Here is a 24,130-nt window from a genome sequence, read left to right on the forward strand (position 1 = left end):
CCGAGGTCAGGATCCGGGAGAGCGAAAGCGAAATGCGAACTTGATCTTGGCCGGCCATTCGCCGGCATAGGGTTCCTCGATCACCTGCCTGCGCGTGGCGTGCGCGTGCAGGAGATGCGGCCGTCCGAGCCGTTCCGTCAGAAAGCCGCAATGGCAGGGATAAGCCTGATCAGCGAAGACGAGGACGTCACCGGGCTTCGTTTGTGTGACGGCAATGCCGTCCAGGTGCCCGCGAAAGTGCTCGACGAAGCCCTGTCCCTGCGCGCGGCGCCCATAGGCCGTGCTGTCGTGGTCGGCGAGTTCGAGCGCCCGCGCGACAAGGACCACGAGCCCCGCGCAGTCGACACCGGCGCGGCTGCGCCCCTGGTGGCGCCAGGGAACGCCCAGCCAGGTCCGGGCCTCGGCGACGATCGCATCGGCCAGATCCCCGATCGCGGTGGCGGTCGCTGATGGTGGGCGGTCAGCGTGCATCGGGATAGCTCATCATGGCATCCTGGCCCGGCACGTAGGGTTCGCCGCGAAAGTTCAGGACGTTGGCGAAGCGGTCGATGCAGGTGTCGAGCCGCTTGTCGCAGCCGGGATGAACGCGGAAGGCGTCGCCGGATGAGATCGCGTATCCCATCGGCAGGAACAGCTCGATCCGCCCGCTGCCTTGGGTCCAGCTCTTGACCTCGGTGGAGCGACCGGCATTGGCGCCGGTCTCCCAGGTCAGCACACCGCCAGCAAACCAGCCATCAACCGCTCGCGGTTCATCGAGTGTGGCATTGAAGACCGCCCGGTCGATGACTGCCGTCACGACGCCCGACCGGCTCCATGCTTCTTCGGCCTCGAACACCGCGCCGCCATCGGCGGTTTGCGCGCCGACAATGGTGTCGAAGGTCGGTTGCTCGGATGCGGTCGTTCCGGCGGTCACGCAGCGATAGACGCGGTTCTCGAAATCAGCGGAAGTCGGCACCGATACCGTCGTGTCGGTGATCGTCGCCACAACGGCGTCGAAGGCCGCGTTCGACTGGCTGCCGGCCGCGAGCTGGTGCAGGAGCCGGAAGCGGATAAACCTGGTCCCTACCGGCAACTGGGCCTGCGAAACGCCCCGCTGAACCCAGCTGTCCTCGGGCAGGATCACCTCGAAGCCCGTGTCGAGAAGCGCTGAGAGCAGGTTCGACGAGCCGTCCAGCGCTTCGATGACGACCCGCCCCAGATCGTCCGGGAACGAATTCGCCCGGCTCACCGATGCGTCCAGCCGGTAGGCGTCGCCGTCGATCTGCAGCGGATCCAGCCCCGCGACGAGGAGGTCGAGCGACTGGGTCAGTTCCCCCGATGCTGAGCTTCCGCCTTCCAAGTAGAAGCTGCCAACCGCAGGCGACAGACCGCCGTTGCTAGCGTCGTGCACGTCCCAGTCGCCGGACACCTTCGTCCATCCGGTGGGCGTGAAGCTGGAGCCGTCGCCGGCGCCATCCGCCTCGAAGCTGCCGTTGACGATCGGCAGCGCGAAACTGACCGGCGTTCCGGTCGTGCGCACGCGCACCACGTTACCGAGGATGTACGTCGTCGATCGGCCGATTTCTGGCGGATTGACCGGCACCTTGCAGCGGAGATCTCCGAGATCGGCGCGGCATTCGGGGCTGTAAAGCTCGCCGATGCGTTGCTGCAGCGCTTGCGTCATGCCGCGCAGTTCGGTCCGGAAAATGCCCTGCTCGGTCAGCACGACCTCGCCGAACCAGCCGCGGCGCATCCGAAGAGCGCCCATGGCGGGGTCCGCCCAGTTGACGAGGAAAATCCGCACCTCGGCCTGATCGAAGAGCCCCGCGCGCAGCTCCTCCTCGGTGATTGACGCGCTGTCGAAGACGCCCTCGACGTCGAGATTGTCGACGCTCAGGCTCGCATCGTTGGCGATGGCCGTGCGCGAATAGCCGGAACTCGCCTTGTAGACCTTGCCTTCGAACGACAGATCGCGGTCGTGGTCGGTGAAGAAGAACTCCTTGCCGTCAACGCGCGAGATGCGCCAGCAGGTGGCGAGCGTTGTCACCGGTCCGGCGAGATGCGCCGCGAGGGCTGCCGAAGTCGATTTCATGGTCTGATCTCCAGCACTGGGATCTGGCCCCAACTGCCGAGCTGATAGGTTTCGATCGTGAGGTCCATCTGATCGCTGTCGAAGCGGACGGGCACGTCGAACTCGAAGTCCGCCGTCACCTGGACGCCGGATGCGGGGGCGACGGTGAAGGTCACGAGCCCGGTCGCCGTGTTGACGCTCCAGCCCGAGACCGCCTCGACGCCGTCGCGGTAGATCTTCACCGTTCCGGGAACGGGCTTGGTGATGACCCGTGTCTCGACCTCGCCGCCGCTCGCGTAGGTCTTCACGAGCTGGAACGTCTTGGTCACGCCGTCGCCTTGCCCGATCAGCTGGGCCAGCGCCTGATAGTCGGTCCAGTCCTTGAAGCGGAAACCGTAGGCACGCCCGCGCCGCGCGCGAAAGAAGGCGATGAGTGCGGCCACCTGATCGCGTTTCTTCAGGCCGTGCGCCACGTTCCATTTGCCCCGCGCGGCGGCCCAGTTGGCGTTGCGCCGCTCGTGTCCCGAAACCGTTGTCACCACGGTGGTCGAGTAGCCAGGGCCGCCGGACGCCCCGTAGGAGATGTCCGGCGGGAACTGAACTTCGTGAAAGCCGCTCATCTGTCGATCCATCAGAGATTACGCCGCGCCCGCTCCATGGCGCGGGCGGCGTCGGCGGCGATCTGCCCTTGGGCGTAGCGAAAGCTACCCGCGTCCGGGGTGGAGATGTTCATCACCACGTTGACCGGTGGCCGGGTTTCGCGTGCGGCGCCGATCGCGGCGAGCTGAGCCCGTGACAGCACCATCTCACCGCGCTGCAGGATCGCGGGCACCTCGTCGGCACGAAGCCCCGCGAGACCGCCGTCGTGGAAGCGCGGCGCACCCACAAAAGCGAATGCCGGGACGAGCCGCTGCTGAGCGGGCCCCCCGGCGACGCCGCCTTGATGGAAGATGCCGGCAAACAGCCCGCCTCCGCCGCCGAACAAGCCGCCGAGCAGTCCGCCGCCGCCTCCGCCGAGCGCATTGGCAAGCGGCCCGAGGATCGCGGAACGAACAGCGATGCGGGTGATGTCGGCGAGGATGCTGTCGGCGAGTGCCTTGAAGTCGATTCTGCCGCCGGTCACGAAGCTGGCGATGGCGTCCTCGGCGCTGCGAAAGGCGCTGGTGAGAGCGCTGCCGAGACCCTTGCCCCAGTCCATCGCCTCGCTGGCATAGCGGGACAACTCCTCGCGAACCGCCGCCCAGCCGGTTGCCGCCTGTGTGGCCGCCGAAGCCGCTGCCTCCCCGGCGGCGCGGCTTGCTTCCGCAGCGCGTGCGGCGGAACCGGCCGAGCCTTCGCCATCTCCTGCGGCATCGCCTCCGGCGCCGCCGATGGCTGCGAAGGCTTCATCAAGACGCTCCGTCGCGCCGGCTGCGGTTTCGATTTCAGTGTTTGCGCCCGCCATGGCCTCCCGGAGCGCCGCGATGGACGCGAGGGGCGCGCCTGCCAGCTCTCCCAGCGCCGTCGCCGTCACTCGTGCACTGTCGGCGGCAGCGCGCGCATCCTCGGCGAAAGCCGACAGGCCGAAATCCGGCGTCGCGAAGGTATCGGTCTCAAACGCGGCGGCGAAGGCATCACGCGCTGCATTGCCAGCCCGGCTCGCGGCGCCCGCAAACTCGTTCTCGATCCGGCCGAGATCGACGTCCGGCACCAGCTCGATGGCCCGCTCGATGCCGATCGCAGCCAGACCCGCATTGACGCCTTCGAGGAGCGCATTGATGCCGTCGACCGCGCCGTTCAGCATCGACTCCAACCCGGCGATCAGCGCGTTCGCCGCCTGGATCGTCAGATCGCCGATGGCCCGAGGCAGGTTGCTCCAGATGACAACCATCGCATCGAAAGCGCCCTGAAACGTCCCGATTGTGCGATTGCCGAAGGTGACGACGGCCTCGAGCGACGCCTGCAGCGCGTCGGCGATGCTCGCTTGAATGCCGCTCCAGGCGGCGTCGATGCGCGCTTTCAGGACGCCGGCCAGCAATCCGATCCTGTCCCAGACCTCGGCTGCCACGTCGCCAAGAAGGCCGAGCGCGGCGCCGAAGCCGCCGGTCGCCTGCACCAGCCGACCGAACTGGTAGATCAGCTCACCCGCCGCCACGATGAGCGCGCCGATGCCGGTTCGGATCAATGCGCCGCGCAGGAAGACCAGCGCGGTGGCAAGACCGCGAACCGAGGCGGCGGCCACAACCATGCCGGCGACCCAGCGTCCGGCGATGAAGGCGGCGAAGGCAGCAGCAATCGATGCCAGACGGCCGATGTTGTCGAACAGGAGCCGAATGCCCTGGCCAAGCGGACCCGTCGTGCGGGAGATCGCCGCCAGCGCGTCGGCGACGGCTTCGAGGGCCGGGGCGGCGGCAACGGCGAGTTGATTCGACAGCCCGCGCCAGATCAGACCGAGGCGGGAGATCGCATCGTTCGTCCGCTCGATCTGATCGGCGTCCTGCTCGGAGACGACCACCCCGAAGTCGCGAACGTCCCGTGTCGCCTGCCGAAGGGTCGTCGTGTCGATCCGGGAGATGGCGATGCTGCCTTCCTCCCCGAACAGCTGCCCAGCGACCGCTGCACGCTCGGCCGCGGGCACGAAGTCTTCGATCGCCTGGTTGATGCGACCGACACGCTCATCTAGCGGCAGGGCAAGCAAGGCCGAGGCCGAGAGCCCGAGCCGTTCGAGCGCCGCGACGGCAGGACCGGTCCCGGCGGCCGCCTGGCTAAGGCGGCGGGTGAGGTCCTTGGTCGCCTGTTCGATGCCGGACATCGAGACGCCGGCCAATTCGCCGGCGCGTTCCAGAACCTGAATGCTCTCGACGGTCGTCCCGAGCGACTGGGCGAGCTTGGCCTGTGCGTCCACAACCTGAAGGCCGGAGCGGATCATGGCCGCAGCGCCCGCGGCGAAGGCGGTCGCTGCGGCGGCAGCCGCGATCTGCACGCGCCGATAGAATGCCGCGACACGGCTGTTCGCGGCGTCCATCTCCCGCGATAGCCGACGGAAGCCTTGCTCCCCTGCGTCGCCGATGCCCTGCAGCTCGGCACGGACCTCGCGCCCTCCGACGACGGCAAGGCGAACGGAGACGCGTTTCTCAGCCATCTTGATCAGTCCTGATTTGCGCGTTCAGTCCGCGCACCATCATGCCCTCCACCTCGGGCAGCAGTTCCGCGCAGACGAGCGTGTCCACTCCAAGCGCGTGCGCACAGGCGAGAGCGGACGTCATGTCGAGGCCGAGGACCGCACCGGGGACGGCGCGCAGCTGCCCCGTGAGCTTTTTGGCCAGATCCCAGACCTGCCAGCCTTCGACCGTCTGCGGACGGTTCAGGACGGCGGGACATTCACCGCAAATGCCGCGGCAGGATCGGCAATACTGGTCGCCCCCGCTGAAGTGCCATTCGGCGAGGGCGCGGAGCCGTTTTTTTCCGCTTCCAGCAACAGGCCCTTGGACACGTAGCGGAGCTGGAAGGCCTCGAAGATCGGCAGGATGTCCAGCAGCGCGTCGATGCCTTCCGGTGTGACGGGCACAGGATTGCCTTCTGCGTCGCCCACCCCTTCCCATTCCAAGACGACCAGCCGTGCCAGGGCCTTGGCCATGGTGACCGCGATGGTCTCGTTCGACGCGCCTTCGGGCAAGGCAGCCACCGCCGGATCACTGCGGGCGGCGGCCATGAGCGAGGTGGTCAGGGGAGCGACGCGCACGCGCACGTCATGTCCGAGGTCGAGCCAGCTCGGCTCGCGCGACAGGTTCAGGCGGATCATGGGAATGGCCTCAGGTATAGCTTGTGACGTCGTTCAGGAGGTGGGCGCGCAGCATCGTGCCTTCGCTGTCATCGTAGGAGGCGCGCCAGTCGAAGCTCGCCTCGACCCCGCCGGGGCCGGAGACGGCATATTTGGGTTTGGGCAGGAAGACCCGCGGCAACTCGAAGCGGAGCGCGTAGCCTTCCGGGAAGGTGAACCCGTATTCGAGTCCGACAGGATCGCCATTGGCGGCCTCGGCCACGAGCGTCGCGCCATCGAAGCGTACCGACATCGATCCTTCCGCCGAGGCGAACGTGGGATCGGCCGCCTCGATCTTGCCGTCCTCGCGAATGACCCGGACGCGTTCGAGATTGTTGGAGAAGGTCAGACTGCCGCCAGTGACGCCGGCGAGCGCCGCACCGCCGCGTCGGATGAAGCCGCGCCCCTGGCTGAAGCGCCGGAGCGCGTAGGCCGTCGGATTGGCGTCGACCGTCGCAGAGAAGCGTTCCTCGCCTTGGGCCACGAGCTGGAGGCGGGCATTTGCCGGTCCCTCCTGGCCCATCTCGAAGTTTAGGCTCTCCATCACCGTGCCGAGGTGACGGAAGAACACCGGCGTCGCGAGCTTCGGATGGCCGACCTCGATCGTGTAGCTCGGGATGTCGTCGGCGCCGCTCTCCCAGACATGGGCGTAGCCACCGCTGGTCAGCGTGGGACCCGAGACGGCGCCAGCGGATGCAGCAAGGGTGTAGCTGTTGCCGGTCGGGCCTGCCGCGTCGAACACGATCACGAGCGTCTGCGTGCTCGTCGGCCGCGAATAGGTGCACTTGGCGATTTCGGGGTCGGGCGATGCGTTGAGATCGCCGACAAGTTCATCGACGGTCTGCGTGACCGTTCCCTGGATTTGCGTCTCCTGCGCGCCCGCCGTACCGGAGACGAACGTCCAGACCGTACCGTTCAAGGTGATCGTGTCGCCCGCTATGGGATTGACGGCGAAGACGATCGAGCCGCTGGCGTTCGTGGGCGTGGTCACCGGGTCTCCGAACAGGCCCGTCAGCCAGAAGCCCGTTCCACGCAGGTCGAGCGGGATGTCGAGCTGGCCCTCGTCGGTGATGAGGCCGCGATAGGGATCCTGCGCGTTGCGCCCGCGTCCCAGCAGCGGGTCGTCCCCGAGCGGCTGGGCCGAAGACAGATCGGTCGATTTGAAATCGAGGCTCTGATAGCCGGTGAGCGGCGCGACCCCGTAGCTTGCCTCCCGGCACGCCTTGAGGGTGGCGTCCGCGCCATATGCGCGCGCCTTGGGCATGGATGACTCCCGTCTTGTCCGTGATTGGGTCGTGGTTGGGTCAGGCGGTGAGTGGATCGCTCACCAGGTATTCGATCGTGACGATGATCCGCGCGGTCAGCATCGGCGGCGCTCCTTCGAGAGCGAGCGCGCCTGTCTCCGGGGCTGACGGCGTCAGGTTCTCCGCAAAGCCGCCGAGCGTCTCATCGACACGCAGGGCGGCCCCGATTGCACCCAGCAGCTGATCGAGCGCCGCTTCGCCGCCGCCGCTTGGGTCTCGCGGCACATAGACTTCGAGCTCGACCCGGTGCGCATAGAATTCGGTGCGGGGATTGAGGGTGATGTCGGGTTCGCCGGGCTCGCCATCGCGCAGGATGACGAGACCGGCGGCGGGCACCTTCTCGGGCAGCACCTCGTTGCGCCGCACCGGCGCCGCCAACTGCCCCGCGAGAACAACCGAAAGCGCGGCGAGGATCTGTTCACGTCGAGACATCAGCGGCTCCCGTCCCCATCAGAAATCCAGTTGCGCACGACCAGGCTGGGTAGTCGGCTCACCCAGCGCTCGGCGGCGCCGGCCACCTCGAGGCGCTTGGCGAGGGTGACCTGCGGAACCAGGATGAACATCGGCACGGTCACCAGTCCTCGGCCCGTCCGGAGTGCGGAAGCGCTCGCGCGAGAGAAGCCACCACGCTTGCCTGTCCGGGCACGCATCCCGTCGGCCACGAGGAGAGAGGGACCGCGGCGTCGATAGACGAAGCGCAGCCGTTGCCCGGTCCGTCGCTCCCATCCGCCCGGCGTGATCTTCCGGCCGCCATCCCCGTACCGGCCAGCAGCCGCCGTCGGGATCGCGAGGAAGAAGCCGTTCTTCGAGCGAATGGTCGCGCCTTCCTCATAGATGCGGATGATGCCTGGCGCCTTGGACCAGACGAGACCCGCCGCCCGGATGCTGTCTTCGCCCTTGGGGTAGACTTGTCCGCGCCAGGTGCGCGCCAGTCTCGGACCCAGCCCCGCCGAGGTGACCTGCGTCCGGAGCTCGGTCTTCAAGCCTTCGGTGGCCTGTGAGATCCCGGCCGTGACGGCCTTCTCGGCGGCCTTGATCTCGTCGCTCATCAGCTTGCCGAGGTCGCCGATCGTGCTGACCGAGAACCTCATGCCTCGCGCAACTCCGCCGTCCAGATCAGTCGCTCCGCGTCGCGGCTCGGCTCTCCCTGGACGACATAGGAAACGCCGTCGAACTGGAACCCGTCGCCTTCGGCGAGGCTGGGCGCATCGGCGACGCGAATGTCGAGCAGCGTCGTAACGGCATGCAACCGTGTCTCGCCGAATTCGAAGACACTGTCGGGCCGGCGCAAGACGACCCGAACGGAGACGGCGCTGCCGCCCTTTGGCGTAAAGGTCGCGTCCCGCGCCATGTTCGGGTCGGCGAACAGTGACTGGAACGCAGCGGCGATGGCCGACATCAGAAGCTGCCATTCAGGCGAACCCGCCCGATGACGTCACCGGCGCCACCGGCGACGGCTTCGGTCGCAACGCCGATTAGCGTGTTGGCGGTGGCGGCCTTCGTCGCCTCTTTGTTGGTGTTGTCCCAGTAGACCTTGTCGCCCGCGGCCCACGCCTGCGAGGCGACCTTCTTCAGGTCGAAGACGCCGACGAGCGACGCCTCGACGGTCTCGCCGAGGGCAGCGCTGCCCGCCGCCACGCCAAAGATGGAGCCGACGAGCAGGCCGTCACCGGAAACGACCGCATAGGGCGCGGTCAGGGTGATGGTGTTGCCGGGCTGGACGTAGTTCTTCATGAGCTTGATCCTCTTGGAAAGACGAAGGGCGGCCCGTCAGGACCGCCCATGTCGTCGGGGTTCAGGTGTCAGGGAAGGGGCCGGATCAGGCGCCCGGGTTCTTGTAGAGGCCGCGCCAGTCGATGGCCTTGGCGCCGAAGTCGAGGCGGCACTTGATCTCGACCCCGTCGACGTCGAAGCCATTGCGCGTCTCGATGTAGGCGCCCTGTTGGCCTTCGAGATAGGCGTACTCGATCGTGTCGATCTGGTTGGGGCTGGCGGCCAGATACCAGGCGGTCTCGCTGGCGGCATCGAGACGCGGCTCGGCGATGGGGCTAAGCGTGCGGATCGACTGGGGCACCACGTTGCCGCTCGACGGAGGCACGAGGTTCTGAGCGACCAGCTGCTCTGCCTTCAGTTCCAGAGATGCCGGCACGATCAGGAAGGCGGGTCGGATGTTGAGCACCGTCTTCTTGTCGAGCCCGGTCTGCTTCGCCATCGCCGCCCGAGCCGCGCCGACGGTGGTGACGTCGAGCGCCGCACCGGTGCCCGCGAGGTTCTTATGAGTGGTGTGGAACAGCGCATTGCCATCGGCCATGGCCGGGTTCGAGGTGATGATGCCCCAGACCACGTCCGACTCCAGCTGGGCGATGGAGTTGCCGTACATTGCCGGGATCCGGGTGAAGGCGTCCAGATCGTCGTTGATCAGCACCTGCCGGGTGATGGCGACAACCCGGCCGTAGGTCTTCACGCGGTAGCTTTCCTTGCTCTCGCCGAGCGTTCCGCGCTTGAACTCGCCGCTCTCGCCCACTTCCAGGAGCTGCGGCGCCTCGCCGAGCTGCACCCGGTGCATCGCCTTGAAGTCGGTCGCCAGAACCTGACGGCAGAAGAGTGCGAAGGTCCGCGGATAGGCCTCGTAGGCCTGGCGCAGGGTCTTGTTGGTGACGGCCGCGAGGATTTCGGGGAAGTCCGAGGTCGAATGCAGCGCGCGCGTCGCCACCTCGTCACGCGAGAGGCCGCGCGTGTTCACCCCGGCATTGCCGAGGCTTTCGCGGGCGAGTTCCAGCAGCGTCATGCCTCGATACTGACGGGCAGCATCTTCAAGCGGGAACAGCGTCGGGCTGTACCGGTGCAGCAGCGCATTGGCCACGGCATCGCGGCGGGTGATGCGCTCATCCCGGCCACCGAGCGGGACGGAGACTTGGCCGAAGGTCCGCGTCTCCTCCGACTTCGCTGCGACCTGATCGAGGATCAGGCGACGCGCCTCGTCGAGACCGGTGCCGCGCTTGACCAGATCCTCGGCGAGGCCGCGCTCGAGGTTCAGCCGACCGGCCAGATCGTAGATGGTCGAGACACGCTCCCGTTCGGCTTCGCGGGCGCGGTTCGCCACAGCCTCGGGATCCGTGGCTTCGGGCTTGGCAGTCTTCGGACGCGCGCGGGTCTGCGTGTCGGCCGCGCTCGCGGGCGTGTCGGTCATGGTGGTCTCCTCGGTCGCTGCCGTTTCGCTCGTCTGGTCGGCCACGACCTCGTCAGTCTGGGCCGGGGTCTGGGTCTTCTCCGTCATCGGGGATGCTCCTTGCGGGTTTGAGGGCGCGTCCCGGCGGTGAAGGACGCAGGTTTCAAGCGGGCTCTGGCTGCGGAAGCCCGCGGCGGGGTCGGCCCCGACCGGGACCGCTGAGATTTCGAAGGGGGTCCAGTCCACCGCCCGCCAGAGCTCCCGCCCGCCGTCGGGCTTGGAGATGTCGAAGCGATGGACCTGGTAGCCGATGGAGACCGCGCGGATGTGCCCGGCCTGGATGTCGCGCCAGATCGGCTCGACATCGGCGCGCTCGCTGATGCGGACCTGCGCGATGCCGCGGCCGTTCTCGATCCGCGCCGAGCCGGGCACCACCGAGCCGATGACGGCGTCGAGTGTGTCGATCTCATGCACCTTCAGGAACGGCGCGCCCGCGTTCAGCCGGTCGAGGCGCACATGAGCAGGGTCGAGGCTGAGTTCCTCGTCGTAGGGCTCGCCGAAGAAGCTCGCCCGCCGGACGCGTGCGCCCGCCGACCAGATCACCTCGACGGTGCGTGCGTCGGCATCGACGGTGTTCGGCGCAAGCTCCGCCGACCGGCGAAGCGCCGGCAGTTCGATCATCGTGTCCATGAAGTCAGTCCTGTTGGGCGGTGTCCGGCTGCCCCGGGTCGGGTTCCGGATCGGTTGCCGGGTCGCTCGATTGCGCGCTGCCGGTCTTGGTGACGCGGCGGGGGTCGCTGTCGAGCACAAGCCCGAGGGCGTCGAGCTTGGCGTTGGTCGCGGCGATCTCCGCCAGCACGGCGTCGGGATTGCGGCCCTGGCGAGCGATCACCTCGGCCAGTGTCATCGTTCCCGAACGGATCGCCAGAAGGTTCGCCATCGCGTCCTTCTGCGGATCGACTGCCTCGAACTTGGGCGGTGACCATTCGACCGGCACGTCCGGCGTCGGGATCTGTCCCGAGGCCCATGCGGCCTCGGTGAACCAGCGCCAGACCGGGGTGCAGAGCATCGGAATGAAGAGCTGCCACTGGACAGCGTCGATCATCCGGCGGAACTCGACGAGCCCCGCCCGGATGGAGGAGTAGTTCACCTGGCTGAGATCGCCGGTGAGTAGCTCGTAGGGCACCCGGAACCCGGCCGAAATCGTATGCAGGCTGGCGCGCTTGTATTCGCCATAGCCGCCGGTGGCGGCCGGCTGGTTGAAGCGGATGTCCTTTCCGCCGCGGGCATAGGCGATCAGTCCTGGTTCGAACTGCTCGACCCGGTTGCCATCGGCGTCGACCACCGCCGGGGCGATGCCCTGCTGCGCCTCGTCGTCCCCGAAGACGATGGCGGTGACGCAAGCCTCGGTCTTCTTGCGAACGATCTCGGCCACCTCGTAATCGTCGAGATCACGAAGGGCGCGGATAACCGGCGCGCCCCAGGGAACGCCGCGCGCCTGCGTGCGCTGCTTCTCATAGACATGCGCGATCTCGCTCGCCGGGACCGGCCGGCTCTGCAGGCCGTTTTGCAGGGCGCCATAGGCGTCGCCGGGATGCTCGGCGTGGAGCCAGTAGGCCCGGCGCCTGCCGAGCGGATCGAACTCGATCCCCTGCATGAGGCGGCCCGCACCGAGCGCGCCGGATTTGGTGGCGTCGAGGAAGTCGGCCTCCAGCACCTGCAATTGCAGCGGCACCGGCAGGCCGTCCGCAGCGCGGCGCAGGCGACGGCGCACCAGCACTTCGCCGGCCTCGACCATCTCACGGCAGATCAGCGTCTGAAGCCCGTAGAAGTCGAGCTGGCCGTCGGCGTCACAGGCCTCGGCCCATCGTTCGAACAGATCGTCGACGCGGCGGTCCAGCGTGTCGTCGCCGCTCGCGGCGCGCGGCATGATGCCCGCGCCAATGATGTTGTTCACCAGCACGGCCACGGCCTTGGCCGCGTGCGGGTTGTTGCGGACGAGGTCGCGCATGCGGTCGCGCAAGAGCGCCCCGGCCACGCCGATCTCGGTGTCAGCTGAGAATCCCGGGGCACGCCAGCCCTCCGTGCGGCGTCCTCGCGCGGCGCCTTCGTAGCCGCGCGCGAGCGTCTCGAACGCCTGTCGCGCCAGGACCCGCCGCGCGGCGGCCCGAGGGGCGACCGAAGCGATGGCGCGGTCGAACCAATTCGCCGCCATCAGCGATCCCCGCGCGAGAAGCCCGCGAGCCCGGCGACCGGAAGCGGCCGCCCCACACTGGCAATCGCGCGCTCGATGGTCCGGATGCGGGCGAGCAGATCCTCCGCCGAGCCGTACTCCACCGACTTGCCGTCATAGCTGACGCGGGTCGTGCCGCTGGCATAGGCCCGGCGCAGTGCCGAGAGCTCGGTTTCGGTCCAGTCGGTCATCTCAGAACCATCCTTCCCGCCGCCCGATCCAGTCGGAACGGCGCTTGCCTTGGGGTACCTGTCCCGGCCTGTGGATCTGCCCGGCGGGATCGCTGTCGGTCGGGGCCGCCCCGAGCTGGTCTTCGAGGTCGCGCCATTTCTCTTCGGGCCAGCGGTCGGCGCCCGCGATCCAGGCGGCCGCGCGGGCGTAGACTCGGCAATCGAGCGCCTCGTTGCGCTCACGCAGCTTCTGCCATTCGAGCTTCGCGAAGCCGCGCTTCGTGCGCACCGTGACCAGCTGTTCGGCCACGACCTGCTTCAGCCACTCGCTCTCGACCCATGTCGGCAGGTGGATCGTGCCGGGCGGGAACGCCGCGCCCTCGGCACGTTCCTCGGCCGTCGGGCGCTCCAGCCGCAGGAAGCGGTAGGTTTCGGCCTTGAAGGTCGAGACCGCCACCGTCCAGAGCCGGGCGCCGCGACGCAGGCGCTTCCCGCCCTCGGTCGCATCCACGAAAGTGGGGCCGGAGACCGGACTGGAGCGATTGAAGCCTTCGAGCCCCTTGACTGGCGCGACCTGTGCAAAGCCGACTTTGCGCGACCAGGCGTAGACAGCCGGGGCTTCGTAGCCCGTGTCGATCGCGAGCCGCGCGATCCGAAGGTGCGCTCCGTTTTCATGCGGCCACGACCGGTCGAGGAGTGCCGTCAACTGGTCCCAAGCATCATGCCGGTCCGGCCCGCCCTCTACACGCACGTGATCGACGAGCCAGCTCTCAAGCCCTCGGCCCCAGGCCCAGACATCGACCTCGATGCGGTCCTTCTGGACATCCGCGCCCGCCGTCAGGAACAGCCCGCCCGCTGGCACCGTGCCTGGCTGCCACGCCTCGCGGCGATCGTAGAGCCGCTGCCAGTCCGGCGCCTCGCCGGTTTCGACCCATGTCTCGCCGAGAATGGTATTGCGGAACGCCTTGATCGCCTCGTCGGAGCCCTGGGCCGCCTCCCAGCTGCGCGCGATCCGGGGCCAGCTGAGCCAGCCGACCGGCGAGTAGAGCGCCGAGAGGTGGTAGCCGACAGTGGTGGGATCAGCGGCCGTGGCGGTCGCCCGCCATTCGCCGCGCTCCAGCATCGCGGTCTTGTGGTGCTCCGCGACGGCTCTGTCGCAGCCTTCGCAGATATATTCTGCAGTCTCCGGCTTGCCCTTCTGCCAGCGCAGCCGTTCGAACTTCAGCCACTGCATCGCCCCGCAATGCGGACACGGCACGAAATAGCGCCGCTGGTCGGACGCCTCGAACTCGCGCTCGATGCGGCTGTGCCCCCGGATCGTCGGCGTCGAGACCAGGAATACCTTGCGCCGGTGAGCGAAGGTCAGCGACCGCGCCTCGGCCAGGGTCACCGGATCGCCTTCCTCGTCGGCCGAAGCCGGATAGGCATCGACCTCGTCGAGGAAGATGTAACGCGCCGGGGTCGAGCGCAGCCCGACCGCCGAGTTCGCGCCCGTCATGATCAGGATGCCGCCCGCGAATTCCTTGGACAGCATCGTGTTCCCGGCGTCGCGGGATCGGGCCGGTTTGACCCGCTCCCGGAGCTCCGGGCTCTCGTCGATCAGCGGGTCAATCCGCTGGCGCGAGTTGCGCTTGGCCAGTTCCACGGTCGGCTGGACCGCGAGCATCGGGCCCGGGGCCTGATGGATGGCGAAGCCGATCCAGTTGTTGCCGGCTTCCGTCGCCCCGACCTGCGCGGCCTTCATGAACACGATCCGTTGCGCCGCGTCGCCGGGCGACAGCCGGTCCATGATCTCCCGCATGTAGGGCGTTCGCATTGTGCGGTAGCGCCCCGGTTCGGCCGAAGCGCGGGACGCCAACATCCGGTGCCGGTCCGCCCATTCCGAGACGGTGAGGTCGGGATCCGGTCGGATCCCGTTGCCCCAGGCGCGCAGGATCTCAGCAGCGCCTTCGAAATCCCTCAGGCCATATTCGTCACCGGAATTCGGGCCGGACCTCGGCGAGTTCGTCGAGGTGGGCGCGTACATGTTTCTCCAAGGCCTTCTGCATGGCGGCCGCCTCCACGCCGAGTTCGGCCGCCATCAGCGCCGCCGCGCGCGCCGGCCAGTTCACCCAGGCATCGCGCTCCTCGCGTGCCAACCGGAACACGACCGCAACCGCCCGGGCGCGGTCGACGAGTTCTCCCTTGAGCTTCTGAAGCCGGATGCGCCGCTCCTGGGCCTTCAGCACCTCATTCGCGGTCTTGGCCTGCAGGAAGGTCGTGCCGCTGCCGACGGGCGGCGCGGCAAGCCCTTGTTCCCGCAGAGTGTCGCCAACGGCGGACACGGCCGCGTCGGGTACCGGCTTGAGCTTGGATGCCGTGGTGCGCCGGGACTTCGACGGGTCCGTCATCGCCGCCCGGCGGGCATCGCTCGCCTCTGCGTCGATGCTGCCATCCTCATGGAGGACCAGCCGTCCCGCAGCCTTCGCCTTCTGGATCGCGCCCCGCGAGAGACCGACGCGCGCGGCGTATTGGCGCTCGCTCAGCCCCTGCATGGCGTTCTCCGATTATTGTTCAGATTCAAGTGCTTATCGAGTTGATAAGCGGTTCGGACAGAGCGAACGTGGCTTTCAAGACCACGCTGCAACTCGCCACGAGGAGCCACAGAGATGACCCGACGCGCCACCGACAACTCGAAGGCACTCGACGCCTTCATCGCCGCCAAGCTGGAGATCGACAGCATGCTGGAACGCCTCAAGGCGCTCAGCGACGACCACTTCGAAACCAATCCCGACGAGATCAACTGGGGCCATGTCGGCTCCCTGAGCCACTACCGCGACAAGCTGCGCGAGATCACCGACATGGCGTTCCGCGAGGGCGAGCACGCCGGGTGAAATCCTGCACCTGCCTGAACTCCGGCCGCGTCGTGCCGCGCGGCTTGGGGTCGTAGAAGGGCCGCGACGGTTGCGGTTCAATCCAAGGAGACGACCCCATGACCAAGCTCACCGACACGCAAGCCGTAATTCTCAGCGCCGCCGCTCAGCGCGACAACCACAATATCCTGCCGCTTCCCGGTTCCCTGCGCGGAGGCGCCGCCACCAAGGTGGTGGAGACGATGATCGCCAAAGGCTTCATCGAGGAAGTCGATGCCGACATCCGCAAGGGGGAGCTTGTCTGGCGCGAGACCGGGGACGGTCACGGCACCACGCTGGTGGCGACCGACGCAGGCCTCGCTGCCATCGGCATCGAGCCCGAGGGCAGGAGCGCCGCGCCTGCGAGCGCGCCAGACATCCCCGCCGAGCAGCAGGCGGCGCCCACGACGCGGATACCGCGCGAAGGCACCAAGCAGGCCGCGCTGATCGCCATGCTTCGCGCGCCGGGTGGTGCCACCATCGCCGAGATCGTCACGGCCACCGGCTGGCAGCCACACACGGTGCGCGGCGCGATGGCGGGCGCGCTTAAGAAAAAGCTTGGTCTCGAAGTGGTCTCGGAGAAGGTTGATGGCCGCGGGCGGGTCTACTGTCTGCCGCGCGCCTGAGAAAACGCTTCCGAGAACTGATTATGCCGCCGTCCCGCAGGACGGCGGCGCTCGCCGGTCACAACGAAACATTCCAGTAAGCAAGAACCTTCCGGACGTCCTCGCGAGGATAGTGCGGACCGGCGGATGCAAGGTCCCTTTGGATTGCGGCCTTCCTGCGGTCGGCGGCTTCTTTGATCCTTTGTGAAAACGGAGCTGTTCCAAGCGGCAGCGAGGACCTGCCGGGCATAGGCCAGCTTTGCGGGTAGGCATCCCACTTCGTCCATTTCCCGACCTCGGTGGCGATTGGCGACACCTCTTCATGATCGCATGACCAACCATAGAGATGCAGTGCACACACCCGCAGCATCATCTTCACCTCGGTCATGACGTCGGTAAATGCCTTTAATGGCGTGGGGAGAAGTACCATGTTCGCCACACACGAGAAAAAGCGGCGATCTTGCACGACCGCGTTGCTGACCTGATAGAACGCGTCATCTACGCCCCAGATATGGCAGCACGACCAGTTCGGCCGTTCGCCCGCCCGAAGCCCAAGCGCTAATGTCAGCGCCTTGTTGGCATGCACGTTTCCCTCAGACTTATGTACAATCACGCCGGTCTGGCGATTGCGGTTCATCTGCGGCTCAGACCAGTTCGCCTTGTAGAACAGGCCGCGCCGCGCATGTTCCGGATACCAGACCGGGAGATACTCGAAGGTCTTTGGGTCGACCCATCTTGCTGTGCGTTCGATGAGGCCCATCACGTCAGCGAGACTGAGTTCGCGCCTCAAAGCCTCAAGACCGTCTGGGAGGAGGTCGTCGGCGGTCTCTTCGGCGTCCAATGGTTCAAGCACTTTGCACTCAATCGGTTTGCAGCATAACAGTAGAACAACCTGATGGCTCACTGCCAAGTTAGGCAAAGCATAAGAACTAAGTGAAGTGACGGCAACGGCTTAGCCCGCGGTGACAGAGCCCCAGCTTAACGGCGTAACGGCAATTTGGACGAATCTCGAACTGTCTCGAACAGCCGCCGCAGCGCGTAGGAACGTCCAATGCTGACCACCGTGAAAATGGCACCCATCATGAGATTCTGCGCCAGCGTCGTGTGCAGACCGAAGATCGGGAAGATCAGGATCTGGGTCACCACGGCCACGCCGTAGCCGACGGCGACATTGGCAAGGGACTCGAAGAGAGACATGGCGCGGCTCTGTTTCATGCTGCATCCGTTTCGGAAGGAACAGGGCTGAGCCGCTCGGCCTTCACTTTCGCGAAGGTCCGGCCGTCGCCGTCGAGGACCGCCTCGCGGCCCGTGTCCGCCTGCCAGCGCTCCACGGCGACATCGACATAGGCCGGGCTGATCTCCATCGCGAAGACACGGCGGCCGTTGGTCTCGCCCGCCATGATCTGTGAGCCGGATCCGGAAAACGGCTCGTAGCAGAGCCCGCCACGGGCCACGTGCTGGCGCATCGGGATCCCGAAGGCGTCGAGCGGTTTCGGCGTCGGATGGTCGGGGCGCTCGTCCTTGGCGAAGGACGGCATCTCCCAGGTCGAGGACAGCGTCTCCTCGGCCACCTTCGGCGGGCGGTTCGGACGGCGCCATCCCATGAAGCAGGGCTCGTGCTTCCAGAGGTAATGGGACCGGGTCAGGACGCCGCGGTCCTTCACCCAGATGATCTGCTGATGGACGAAGGCGCCGGCCTTCTCCCAGCACGCTTCCAGCATCGCCTGGCGGCGAGAGGCATGCCAGCAGTACCAGGCGGCGTCCTCGGTGATCGCTTCGGCCACGGCCGCGGCGATGAAGCCGTCGTAAAGCTCCGCGCCCTGCGAGCTGTCGTCCCAGGTGACGCCGTAGGATTGGCTCCAGTCCTTGTTCCGCGTCGGGTGGTTGGAGCCGTCGTAGTCGACCAGATAGGGCGGGTCGGTGGCGAACAGGACCGCGCGCTCGCCGTTCATCAGACGGCGTACATCCTGATGGTTCGTGCTGTCGCCGCAGAGCAGCCGGTGATCGCCGAGGATCCATAGATCACCCTTGCGCGAGGCCGGATTGCGCGGCGGCTCGGGGATGGTCACGGGCGGAACCGAGCCGCCAGCCCCGCTGTCTTCACCGTCTGCGTCCGGGGCGAGCGCGAGGAGCTTGTCGAGTTCGCCGTCGGAGAATCCGACCAGCGACAGATCGAAGTCCTCGGCCAGCAGTCCCTGCAGCTCGGCGGACAGCAATGCCTCGTCCCAGCTTCCGAGTTCCGTCAGCTTATTGTCCGCGATGCGGTAGGCCCGGCGCTGCGCCTCGGTCAGATGACCGAGCACGATCACCGGTGCCTCAGTCAGCCCGAGCTGCGTGGCAGCCAGAACGCGGCCGTGGCCCGCGATCAGCTCCCCGTCCTCGGCCACGAGGCAGGGCACGGTCCAGCCGAACTCGGCCATGCTGGCGGCGATCTTGGCGACCTGGTCCGCGCCGTGCACCTTCGCATTGTTGGCGTAGGGCTGGAGGCGCGAAAGCGGCCAGGTCTCGATCCGCTCGGGGGCGAAGCTCAGCGTCATGGGTCGGATGGGTCCGTCGATCGAAGTGGACACCTGTGGTCCTGGCCTCCGGTTGCCGCGCTGGACTCCGTGCGGGGTCCAGCGGGCGCGACGGGCGTCCGGCCATCAGGCGCGTGTTCGTTGGTGGTTTCTCGGGATATGCATGGATCCGGATGCCGGGTGGCTTCCCAAAAATCCGGCCCTGTCGCTGGCGATCCATCGCGCCTCGCCCGCCAGCATACGATTTCCGCCAGGAAGGACCCGCGAACTCGTCTGGAAGCGGGACCAAGGCCGCGACGCGCGCGCCTCTCCCGAGGATAGTCAAAAACCTAGCCCGATCCGCCGTTTATGTCCGTTCGAAAACTGTCCGCCGGACACCTTCCTCGCCACCGCTCACCGCTGCGACGCGCCAGCCAGCTCGATCACTTTCCGCTTCGACAGGGTGCGGTTGAGCCGCCGACCGTTAAGCCGGAATGCGATCACGCAGAGCGCATAGAGCCAGTGCTCGTGCGCCGCCGACCGCTGCAATCCGACGGTCCAGCAGATGGTTTTCCATCGCTCGCCGTAGGCGCGCAGCCAGACGATCTTGCCGTCGATCGGATCGAGCCCCACCGTCCAGCTGAGCGTCTCCTCCATCCGGCTGATCGCGGCGGGTGACGGGATGACGCGCATCGGCTTCGGCTCCTGTCCGACCTTGTCCGCGAAGCTATGGATGACCTCCGGCCAGACGCTGAAATATCCCTGCCGCCGGGGTTCGGGCAGGCGCTTGAGCACGAAGGCCGCTTCCGCGAGACGTTCCTCGACGAGGCTCGGTGTCCACTGGGTCATCGACGCGCCTCCTTCGCCTGATCGCGGTCGCCATAGAGCTTCTCGCCGAGTTGCCGGACGAGCTCACGCTCGGGCCAGGTCAGCCGGTCGTCATCGAGAGAGACCGCCAGGACACGCTGCTCGCGCCAGCCATCGCGCTTGACTTCATCGGGGGTGCGGCGCTGGCCGCCATATCCGCGTGGCGTCCACCTCACAGCACACCTCCCCGGGTCTCCATCGCCCAGAGCAGGATCGCGATCGCGTCGGCCTCGTTGTCGTCGGCGGGTTGGAACCCGCGCTGGCGCATCGCGGCGAGCACGGCATCCTTGCCGGCGTTGCCCTTGCCCGTGGCGAAGCGTTTGATGGTGCCGACAGGAACGCCCTGATAGGCGACGCCCTCACGCTCGCACCAAGCGGTCAACGTCGCCAGGAAACCGCCGTAGAGGTGGGCGGCGTCAGTGCCGATATGGCGCCGGACCTCCTCGAAATAGATCGCGGCCAACCCACCGCTGTCGTCGGCCAGTTGTTCGAGCCAGCGCTGGAAACGCAGGTACCGCATGCCGCCGCCATCGAAGCGTCCGGAGCGGAAGGTGGCGGTTCCGCTGTGCACGATCCCGCCCGCCAGGCTCGCCCAGCCCGTGGTGGTGCCGAGATCCAGGGCGAGAATGGCGCTGCCCGCGGATGTCGAGATGACCGGGGCCGGATGGGGCGCGCTCTTGGGGAGGGGTGACGGGCACTGGCTCATGGTGGTGGGTCCTTCTCGTCTGATGTCGGTGAGGGGATGGACGACACGGCGACCGCGCGCGCGAAGCCCCTGGGGGTGGGAGTGGGAGAACCCGCTCGGCGCGGTTCTCCCCCACCCCCGAAGGGGGTGGCTTTCACCCCCACAACTTCCAGAGCGCATCAACACGTTGAATTTTTTGGAGAAATCGAAGTTGGGGCGGCCCATTGCGTGGGTCGCGTTCCCAACTTGAATCTGCGAAAGGCCGCGCAGCGGGGCGCGCTGGAGCCAAGGTAGTTGGGACGAGCTTTCCCAACTTGAATGTGCGCGGGACGGCCGGGCGGTGCGCGGCGGCGCGAAAAGCAACGAAAGTAGTTGGGAAGCTGGCCGCCCAGCTCGCCGCAACTTGCCACAACTTGATCCTGCGTAAGTCCGCGTAGTCGGGATGAGCTGCCGCATCACGAGGTCTCCTCCGTCTGATAGACCCAGACCAGAGGGTTCTCGACCGGCAGCGCCGCGCCGCTCTGCGGGCATTTGTAGGTGCTGGGAAGGACCTGGACCCGGACGGGCATGACCTCGCCGGTGTCGGGGTCTTCCGTCTCTTCTCCGGTCGGGAACGTCATGCCCTCGACGCAGAGATAGCCGAACTTCGAGCGCGAGGTTGGCAGACCGAACGGCGCGCCATCGCGAACGAACTTGATGAAACCCTTTGTGGCCAGCACGCTGATCCGTTCGCGGATTGTGTCCTTGCCGCCGAGCCCGGCCTGATTCTCGAAGCTCTCGGCGAACTGCAGCGCGGTGTAGAGCCGGCCGGCCTCGGCCTCATCGAAGAGCAGTTGAAGGATCACGTCGTGTTTGCGCGCGCGCTCGGCGTCGAGCTTCTCGCCGAACTCGCGACGCACGAGCCTTGTCTCCGAGCGATCCATCGCGATCCAGCGTCCGTCCGCCTTGTCGACGATCATCGGCTCGATGCCGGGGCCGTTGCGGAGCTCGAAATGCAGCATCCGCTCCGGTCGGTCCTCGTCGGGCCGGTGCATGATCACGCCGGAGGTGTAGAAGCTGCGGAGGCTGCCCGCGCCCGAGAGCGCCATGAACGGGTCCTCGACGAGCTGCTTCTTCGTGATCTTGCGGGTGTGATGGCAGAGGATCAGGCCGGCATCCGGGGCTACGGCGTCCCGCAGGGCCTCGACCCGCTCCTGCAGGAAGAAGAGCATCGCGGTGTTGTCGTTCTCCCCGCCGCCGTCCGGACCCCCATCGAAGAGATTGCGGATCGGGTCGATGCAGAGGATGTCGGGCGCGCCATGGCCGTAGTGGGCGCGGACCGCGGCGATGGTCAGGCCCACGCCGCCGGCGTCGAGCAACATGCGGACCTTCGGCGTGGCGACGAGATTATCGCGCGCTGCGGCCAGGAGCGTCGGCTCGATCCGGATGGCCTGGAGGCGCTCCCGCAGATAATGGTACTGGATCTCCGCCTGCAGATAGAAGATCCGCAAGGGCCGGCTCGGCGCAAAGCCGAGGAACGGCACACCCGCCGCCATGTGGACCAGCAGACTGATCAGGAAGTCGCTCTTGCCGACCTTGGGGGCGCCGCCGAGCACCAGCATCCCGCCGGGCGTCAGCAATCGCGGCGCGATGATGTCGTCGGGCATCGGGCTCTTGTCGTCGAGCAGCGCGCCGAGCGTGAAAACCGGCAGCGCGGACATCGGCGGAACGGCGATCCGTTCGAGGGCCGGTCCGTGGCGCTCTTCGTGCAGCCGCCAGAGGCGCTGGGCTTCCGAGGCGAGGCGTTCGAGCGGCCAGCTGGGACGGAGTTGGGCGGCGTTGTACTGGCAGATCGCCTCCCACGCGTCGTCGCGGCTCATGCGGCCCTCATGCGCCATGCGGACGTAGTGGCCGATGGCGGCGCTCGCCCCCTGGAAGCGGGTCCAATCGTCTGATCCGCCTTCGCGGACTGGCGTCGTCAGGACATCGGTGATCGACGGTTTGTCCGTAGAGGGGCCTGGCTCGGATCCGACCCCGGCAAGCGGCGGCATGTCGGCGACTGCTTCCGCGAAGTCGCGCAGATGGACCTCGACCCGCGGGCTGTGGCGGCGGATGTTGACCAGGCGCTTGAACCCGCCCTTGTGATAGACCGAACCAGCCAGGCGGATCGGCTGGTGGGCCGAGCGGAAATGCGTATCGCCGCCGACCTTGACCGCAATGTCGCCGCGCAGCCGACAGAGAAGCGCGATGTCCTCGCCCTCGGCCGGTTCGCTCAAGCGCCACCAGACATGCAGCTTGTCGAGACCGTCCGGCGTCCGGCCGCCACTTTCGACGAGCAGTGTCGGGTCGCCGAGATGACGGACGAGGTGGTCAAGCTTGGCCGCAATGTCTCCGGCGTCGAGGTCGACCAGGACCGTCTGCATCTGCTGGACATCGGCGGCCTTGGCCTTGCCGGTCTCGGCGACCGTTCCCGGCACCACATAGAAGGCCGCCCCTTCGCGTGCTGCCCAACCGGCGAAGGAAACCGCCTTCTCCAGCAAACTGTCGTCGATCTCGATCCAGGCGTTGTGGGGTCGGCCGTCGATGCCTTGGCCCTTGTCCACGAACCCGCGCAGGGGCACCCAGCCCTCGCAGTAACCGAAGACGACGTCGAGAAAGACGGCGATCTGCTCTGGATCCGGCTCGATGTCGAACGGATCGGCCTGCGGCGCGGCGTCGTTGAAGTCGCGCCACGCATCGAGGGAGACGACATTGTTCCCGCTCATGCCGGCAGCCCCCAGCAGCGTTCCGCCCACGGGCACATCCGGCACTCGTGGAAGTCACGGCTCGTAGCGATGCGCGGCAGCAGATCCCCTGCATCCGTCGCCTGGAGGATCCGCACGGCGCGGTCGCTCATGCGTTGGGCGAGCCCCGCGTCGAACGGCACGAGTTCGTGGTGCAGTTCGGCGGTGTCCTTGTTGATGGCGGTGAAGAGCGCGGGATTGTCGGAGATGCCAGGGACCTGCGCCTCCATGTAGGCTTGGTAGATGGCGAGCTGGGCCGCGTAGACGGGCTTCGCCACGACCACGCCCTTGGCCACGGTCTCGCGCCAGTTCCTGGCGTTCATCGTCTTGCATTCCCAGAGCGCGGGAACGCCGATGCCCAGCAGCTGGGGTGCGGCGGCGATGATCCCATCGACATGACCGCGGATGCGGCCACCAGCGACCGAGAAGCCGAATTGCTCGCCGTCCGGACGGTTGCCCTTGCGGGTATAGAGATCGAACCCGGCACCGCGCAGCCAGCGGATGGCAAGATCTTCGAGCGCGTGTCCGATCTCGAAGATCCGCAGAGTCTGGCCGGAGAACTCCTGGCCCTCATCCTTCGGCGCGCCCGCGAACTCGAATTGCAGAGCGCGCTCACAGCCGTGTCCAAGGCGGGAGCCGCCGAGGTAGGTCCTGGGCGCAACCGCCGCGCGTTCAGCGGCGATCGCCTCGTCGATGACCGCGTTGATGCGTTCGGCCCAAGTGGGGCGGTGGTTGTAGTCGAGCATCAGAGCGGCACCTCCGCGTCGGCGTCGGCTGCCATGGCGTGCATGGCGTCCTGGAAGCCGCCGACGGCGACCTCGATGAGCGTGAGCACCTGCGCCTCCGTGAGGTCGGAGAAGCGCGTCTGCCAGCCGATCTCCTCCATGATCTCGGCGACCGGCTTCATGGCGGCGCGGATCGCCGCCTTCTCCTGTTCGGTGAGATCAACCATGGCCCAGCGCTCCCGCGCCAAGCGCGTCCAGAAGCCTTGGCAGGCCATCGAGCAGAACCAGACCGAGGGGCGCGGTTGCTTCGACCGCACCGGGTCGAACCAGCCAAAGCCACGGGTGGGTCGCCGGCAGACAGCACAGAGCGTTCCA

At 67.3% G+C, this 24,130-nt stretch carries 27 protein-coding genes; 2 read left to right on the forward strand and 25 right to left on the reverse strand.

The window, feature by feature from the left end:
• Nucleotides 1-6: 6 nt before the first annotated feature.
• From ABU113_RS11800 to ABU113_RS11875, 16 genes are all read right to left on the reverse strand, one after another.
• On the reverse strand, nucleotides 7-471 hold the full coding sequence (locus tag ABU113_RS11800) for a C40 family peptidase (protein WP_050475515.1): 465 nt from the start codon (nucleotides 469-471) through the stop codon (nucleotides 7-9).
• Nucleotides 461-2,071, reverse strand: coding sequence for a baseplate hub domain-containing protein (locus tag ABU113_RS11805; protein ID WP_454559703.1), 1,611 nt, complete (start codon nucleotides 2,069-2,071; stop codon nucleotides 461-463). Before ABU113_RS11805 ends, ABU113_RS11800 begins: the two co-directional genes overlap by 11 nt.
• Nucleotides 2,068-2,670: a DUF2460 domain-containing protein gene (locus ABU113_RS11810; RefSeq protein ID WP_454559704.1), complete on the reverse strand. Its 603-nt coding sequence runs from the start codon at nucleotides 2,668-2,670 to the stop codon at nucleotides 2,068-2,070. The genes ABU113_RS11805 and ABU113_RS11810 overlap by 4 nt, the downstream gene beginning before the upstream one ends.
• Before the next feature lie 11 nt (nucleotides 2,671-2,681).
• On the reverse strand, nucleotides 2,682-5,171 hold the full coding sequence (locus tag ABU113_RS11815; RefSeq protein WP_454559705.1) for a phage tail tape measure C-terminal domain-containing protein: 2,490 nt from the start codon (nucleotides 5,169-5,171) through the stop codon (nucleotides 2,682-2,684).
• A complete protein-coding gene (locus ABU113_RS11820; RefSeq protein ID WP_454559755.1) occupies nucleotides 5,164-5,421 on the reverse strand; it encodes a DUF7697 family protein in 258 nt (85 codons plus the stop codon). The genes ABU113_RS11815 and ABU113_RS11820 overlap by 8 nt, the downstream gene beginning before the upstream one ends.
• Nucleotides 5,394-5,831 carry a hypothetical protein gene (locus ABU113_RS11825; RefSeq protein WP_454559706.1) on the reverse strand — a complete coding sequence of 146 codons (438 nt, stop codon included), beginning with the start codon at nucleotides 5,829-5,831 and terminating at the stop codon, nucleotides 5,394-5,396. Before ABU113_RS11825 ends, ABU113_RS11820 begins: the two co-directional genes overlap by 28 nt.
• A 10-nt stretch (nucleotides 5,832-5,841) precedes the next feature.
• The gene (locus tag ABU113_RS11830; RefSeq protein ID WP_454559707.1) at nucleotides 5,842-7,113 is read right to left on the reverse strand and encodes a phage tail tube protein; all 1,272 of its coding nucleotides are present in this window, start codon (nucleotides 7,111-7,113) and stop codon (nucleotides 5,842-5,844) included.
• 40 nt (nucleotides 7,114-7,153) lie between these two features.
• A complete protein-coding gene (locus tag ABU113_RS11835; protein ID WP_454559708.1) occupies nucleotides 7,154-7,585 on the reverse strand; it encodes a hypothetical protein in 432 nt (143 codons plus the stop codon).
• Nucleotides 7,585-8,244, reverse strand: coding sequence for a DUF6441 family protein (locus ABU113_RS11840; RefSeq protein WP_454559709.1), 660 nt, complete (start codon nucleotides 8,242-8,244; stop codon nucleotides 7,585-7,587). Before ABU113_RS11840 ends, ABU113_RS11835 begins: the two co-directional genes overlap by 1 nt.
• The gene (locus ABU113_RS11845; RefSeq protein ID WP_454559710.1) at nucleotides 8,241-8,552 is read right to left on the reverse strand and encodes a head-tail joining protein; all 312 of its coding nucleotides are present in this window, start codon (nucleotides 8,550-8,552) and stop codon (nucleotides 8,241-8,243) included. Before ABU113_RS11845 ends, ABU113_RS11840 begins: the two co-directional genes overlap by 4 nt.
• Nucleotides 8,552-8,887, reverse strand: a complete 336-nt coding sequence (locus tag ABU113_RS11850; RefSeq protein ID WP_454559711.1) for a DUF2190 family protein — start codon at nucleotides 8,885-8,887, stop codon at nucleotides 8,552-8,554. Before ABU113_RS11850 ends, ABU113_RS11845 begins: the two co-directional genes overlap by 1 nt.
• Nucleotides 8,888-8,972: 85 nt before the next feature.
• Nucleotides 8,973-11,012: a prohead protease/major capsid protein fusion protein gene (locus ABU113_RS11855; RefSeq protein ID WP_454559712.1), complete on the reverse strand. Its 2,040-nt coding sequence runs from the start codon at nucleotides 11,010-11,012 to the stop codon at nucleotides 8,973-8,975.
• Nucleotides 11,013-11,016: 4 nt separating this feature from the next.
• Nucleotides 11,017-12,537, reverse strand: a complete 1,521-nt coding sequence (locus ABU113_RS11860; protein ID WP_454559713.1) for a phage portal protein — start codon at nucleotides 12,535-12,537, stop codon at nucleotides 11,017-11,019.
• Nucleotides 12,537-12,746: a phage head-tail joining protein gene (locus ABU113_RS11865; RefSeq protein ID WP_454559714.1), complete on the reverse strand. Its 210-nt coding sequence runs from the start codon at nucleotides 12,744-12,746 to the stop codon at nucleotides 12,537-12,539. The genes ABU113_RS11860 and ABU113_RS11865 overlap by 1 nt, the downstream gene beginning before the upstream one ends.
• Nucleotide 12,747: 1 nt before the next feature.
• The gene (locus tag ABU113_RS11870) at nucleotides 12,748-14,751 is read right to left on the reverse strand and encodes a phage terminase large subunit family protein (protein ID WP_454559715.1); all 2,004 of its coding nucleotides are present in this window, start codon (nucleotides 14,749-14,751) and stop codon (nucleotides 12,748-12,750) included.
• Nucleotides 14,699-15,259, reverse strand: coding sequence for a hypothetical protein (locus tag ABU113_RS11875; RefSeq protein ID WP_050474463.1), 561 nt, complete (start codon nucleotides 15,257-15,259; stop codon nucleotides 14,699-14,701). Before ABU113_RS11875 ends, ABU113_RS11870 begins: the two co-directional genes overlap by 53 nt.
• Before the next feature lie 114 nt (nucleotides 15,260-15,373).
• Here ABU113_RS11875 and ABU113_RS11880 point away from each other — a divergent pair, with 114 nt between their 5' ends.
• Nucleotides 15,374-15,598 carry a hypothetical protein gene (locus ABU113_RS11880; protein ID WP_045449885.1) on the forward strand — a complete coding sequence of 75 codons (225 nt, stop codon included), beginning with the start codon at nucleotides 15,374-15,376 and terminating at the stop codon, nucleotides 15,596-15,598.
• A gap of 98 nt (nucleotides 15,599-15,696) precedes the next feature.
• Complete coding sequence (locus ABU113_RS11885) at nucleotides 15,697-16,242, forward strand: DUF3489 domain-containing protein (protein WP_454559716.1); 546 nt, start codon at nucleotides 15,697-15,699, stop codon at nucleotides 16,240-16,242.
• A 58-nt stretch (nucleotides 16,243-16,300) separates the two neighbouring features.
• Here ABU113_RS11885 and ABU113_RS11890 read toward each other — a convergent pair whose 3' ends face one another.
• From ABU113_RS11890 to ABU113_RS11930, 9 genes are all read right to left on the reverse strand, one after another.
• A complete protein-coding gene (locus ABU113_RS11890) occupies nucleotides 16,301-17,074 on the reverse strand; it encodes a hypothetical protein (protein ID WP_454559717.1) in 774 nt (257 codons plus the stop codon).
• A gap of 125 nt (nucleotides 17,075-17,199) precedes the next feature.
• The gene (locus tag ABU113_RS11895; RefSeq protein WP_454559718.1) at nucleotides 17,200-17,436 is read right to left on the reverse strand and encodes a DUF7220 family protein; all 237 of its coding nucleotides are present in this window, start codon (nucleotides 17,434-17,436) and stop codon (nucleotides 17,200-17,202) included.
• A complete protein-coding gene (locus ABU113_RS11900; RefSeq protein WP_454559719.1) occupies nucleotides 17,433-18,758 on the reverse strand; it encodes a site-specific DNA-methyltransferase in 1,326 nt (441 codons plus the stop codon). Before ABU113_RS11900 ends, ABU113_RS11895 begins: the two co-directional genes overlap by 4 nt.
• Nucleotides 18,759-19,130: 372 nt before the next feature.
• The gene (locus ABU113_RS11905; protein ID WP_206553499.1) at nucleotides 19,131-19,565 is read right to left on the reverse strand and encodes a DUF6362 family protein; all 435 of its coding nucleotides are present in this window, start codon (nucleotides 19,563-19,565) and stop codon (nucleotides 19,131-19,133) included.
• On the reverse strand, nucleotides 19,562-19,759 hold the full coding sequence (locus ABU113_RS11910; protein ID WP_045449863.1) for a hypothetical protein: 198 nt from the start codon (nucleotides 19,757-19,759) through the stop codon (nucleotides 19,562-19,564). The genes ABU113_RS11905 and ABU113_RS11910 overlap by 4 nt, the downstream gene beginning before the upstream one ends.
• Complete coding sequence (locus tag ABU113_RS11915) at nucleotides 19,756-20,289, reverse strand: crossover junction endodeoxyribonuclease RuvC (protein WP_454559720.1); 534 nt, start codon at nucleotides 20,287-20,289, stop codon at nucleotides 19,756-19,758. The genes ABU113_RS11910 and ABU113_RS11915 overlap by 4 nt, the downstream gene beginning before the upstream one ends.
• 434 nt (nucleotides 20,290-20,723) lie before the next feature.
• Nucleotides 20,724-23,012 (reverse strand): AAA family ATPase, encoded by a 2,289-nt coding sequence (locus ABU113_RS11920; RefSeq protein ID WP_454559721.1) that lies wholly within the window; start codon nucleotides 23,010-23,012, stop codon nucleotides 20,724-20,726.
• Nucleotides 23,009-23,776: a PD-(D/E)XK nuclease family protein gene (locus ABU113_RS11925; RefSeq protein WP_454559722.1), complete on the reverse strand. Its 768-nt coding sequence runs from the start codon at nucleotides 23,774-23,776 to the stop codon at nucleotides 23,009-23,011. The genes ABU113_RS11920 and ABU113_RS11925 overlap by 4 nt, the downstream gene beginning before the upstream one ends.
• Nucleotides 23,776-23,982 carry a DUF6511 domain-containing protein gene (locus ABU113_RS11930; RefSeq protein ID WP_454559723.1) on the reverse strand — a complete coding sequence of 69 codons (207 nt, stop codon included), beginning with the start codon at nucleotides 23,980-23,982 and terminating at the stop codon, nucleotides 23,776-23,778. Before ABU113_RS11930 ends, ABU113_RS11925 begins: the two co-directional genes overlap by 1 nt.
• Between the last annotated feature and the right edge of the window lie 148 nt (nucleotides 23,983-24,130).

Source organism: Parapedomonas caeni (genome assembly GCF_041060555.1).
GTDB lineage: Bacteria > Pseudomonadota > Alphaproteobacteria > Sphingomonadales > Sphingomonadaceae > CAUJIW01.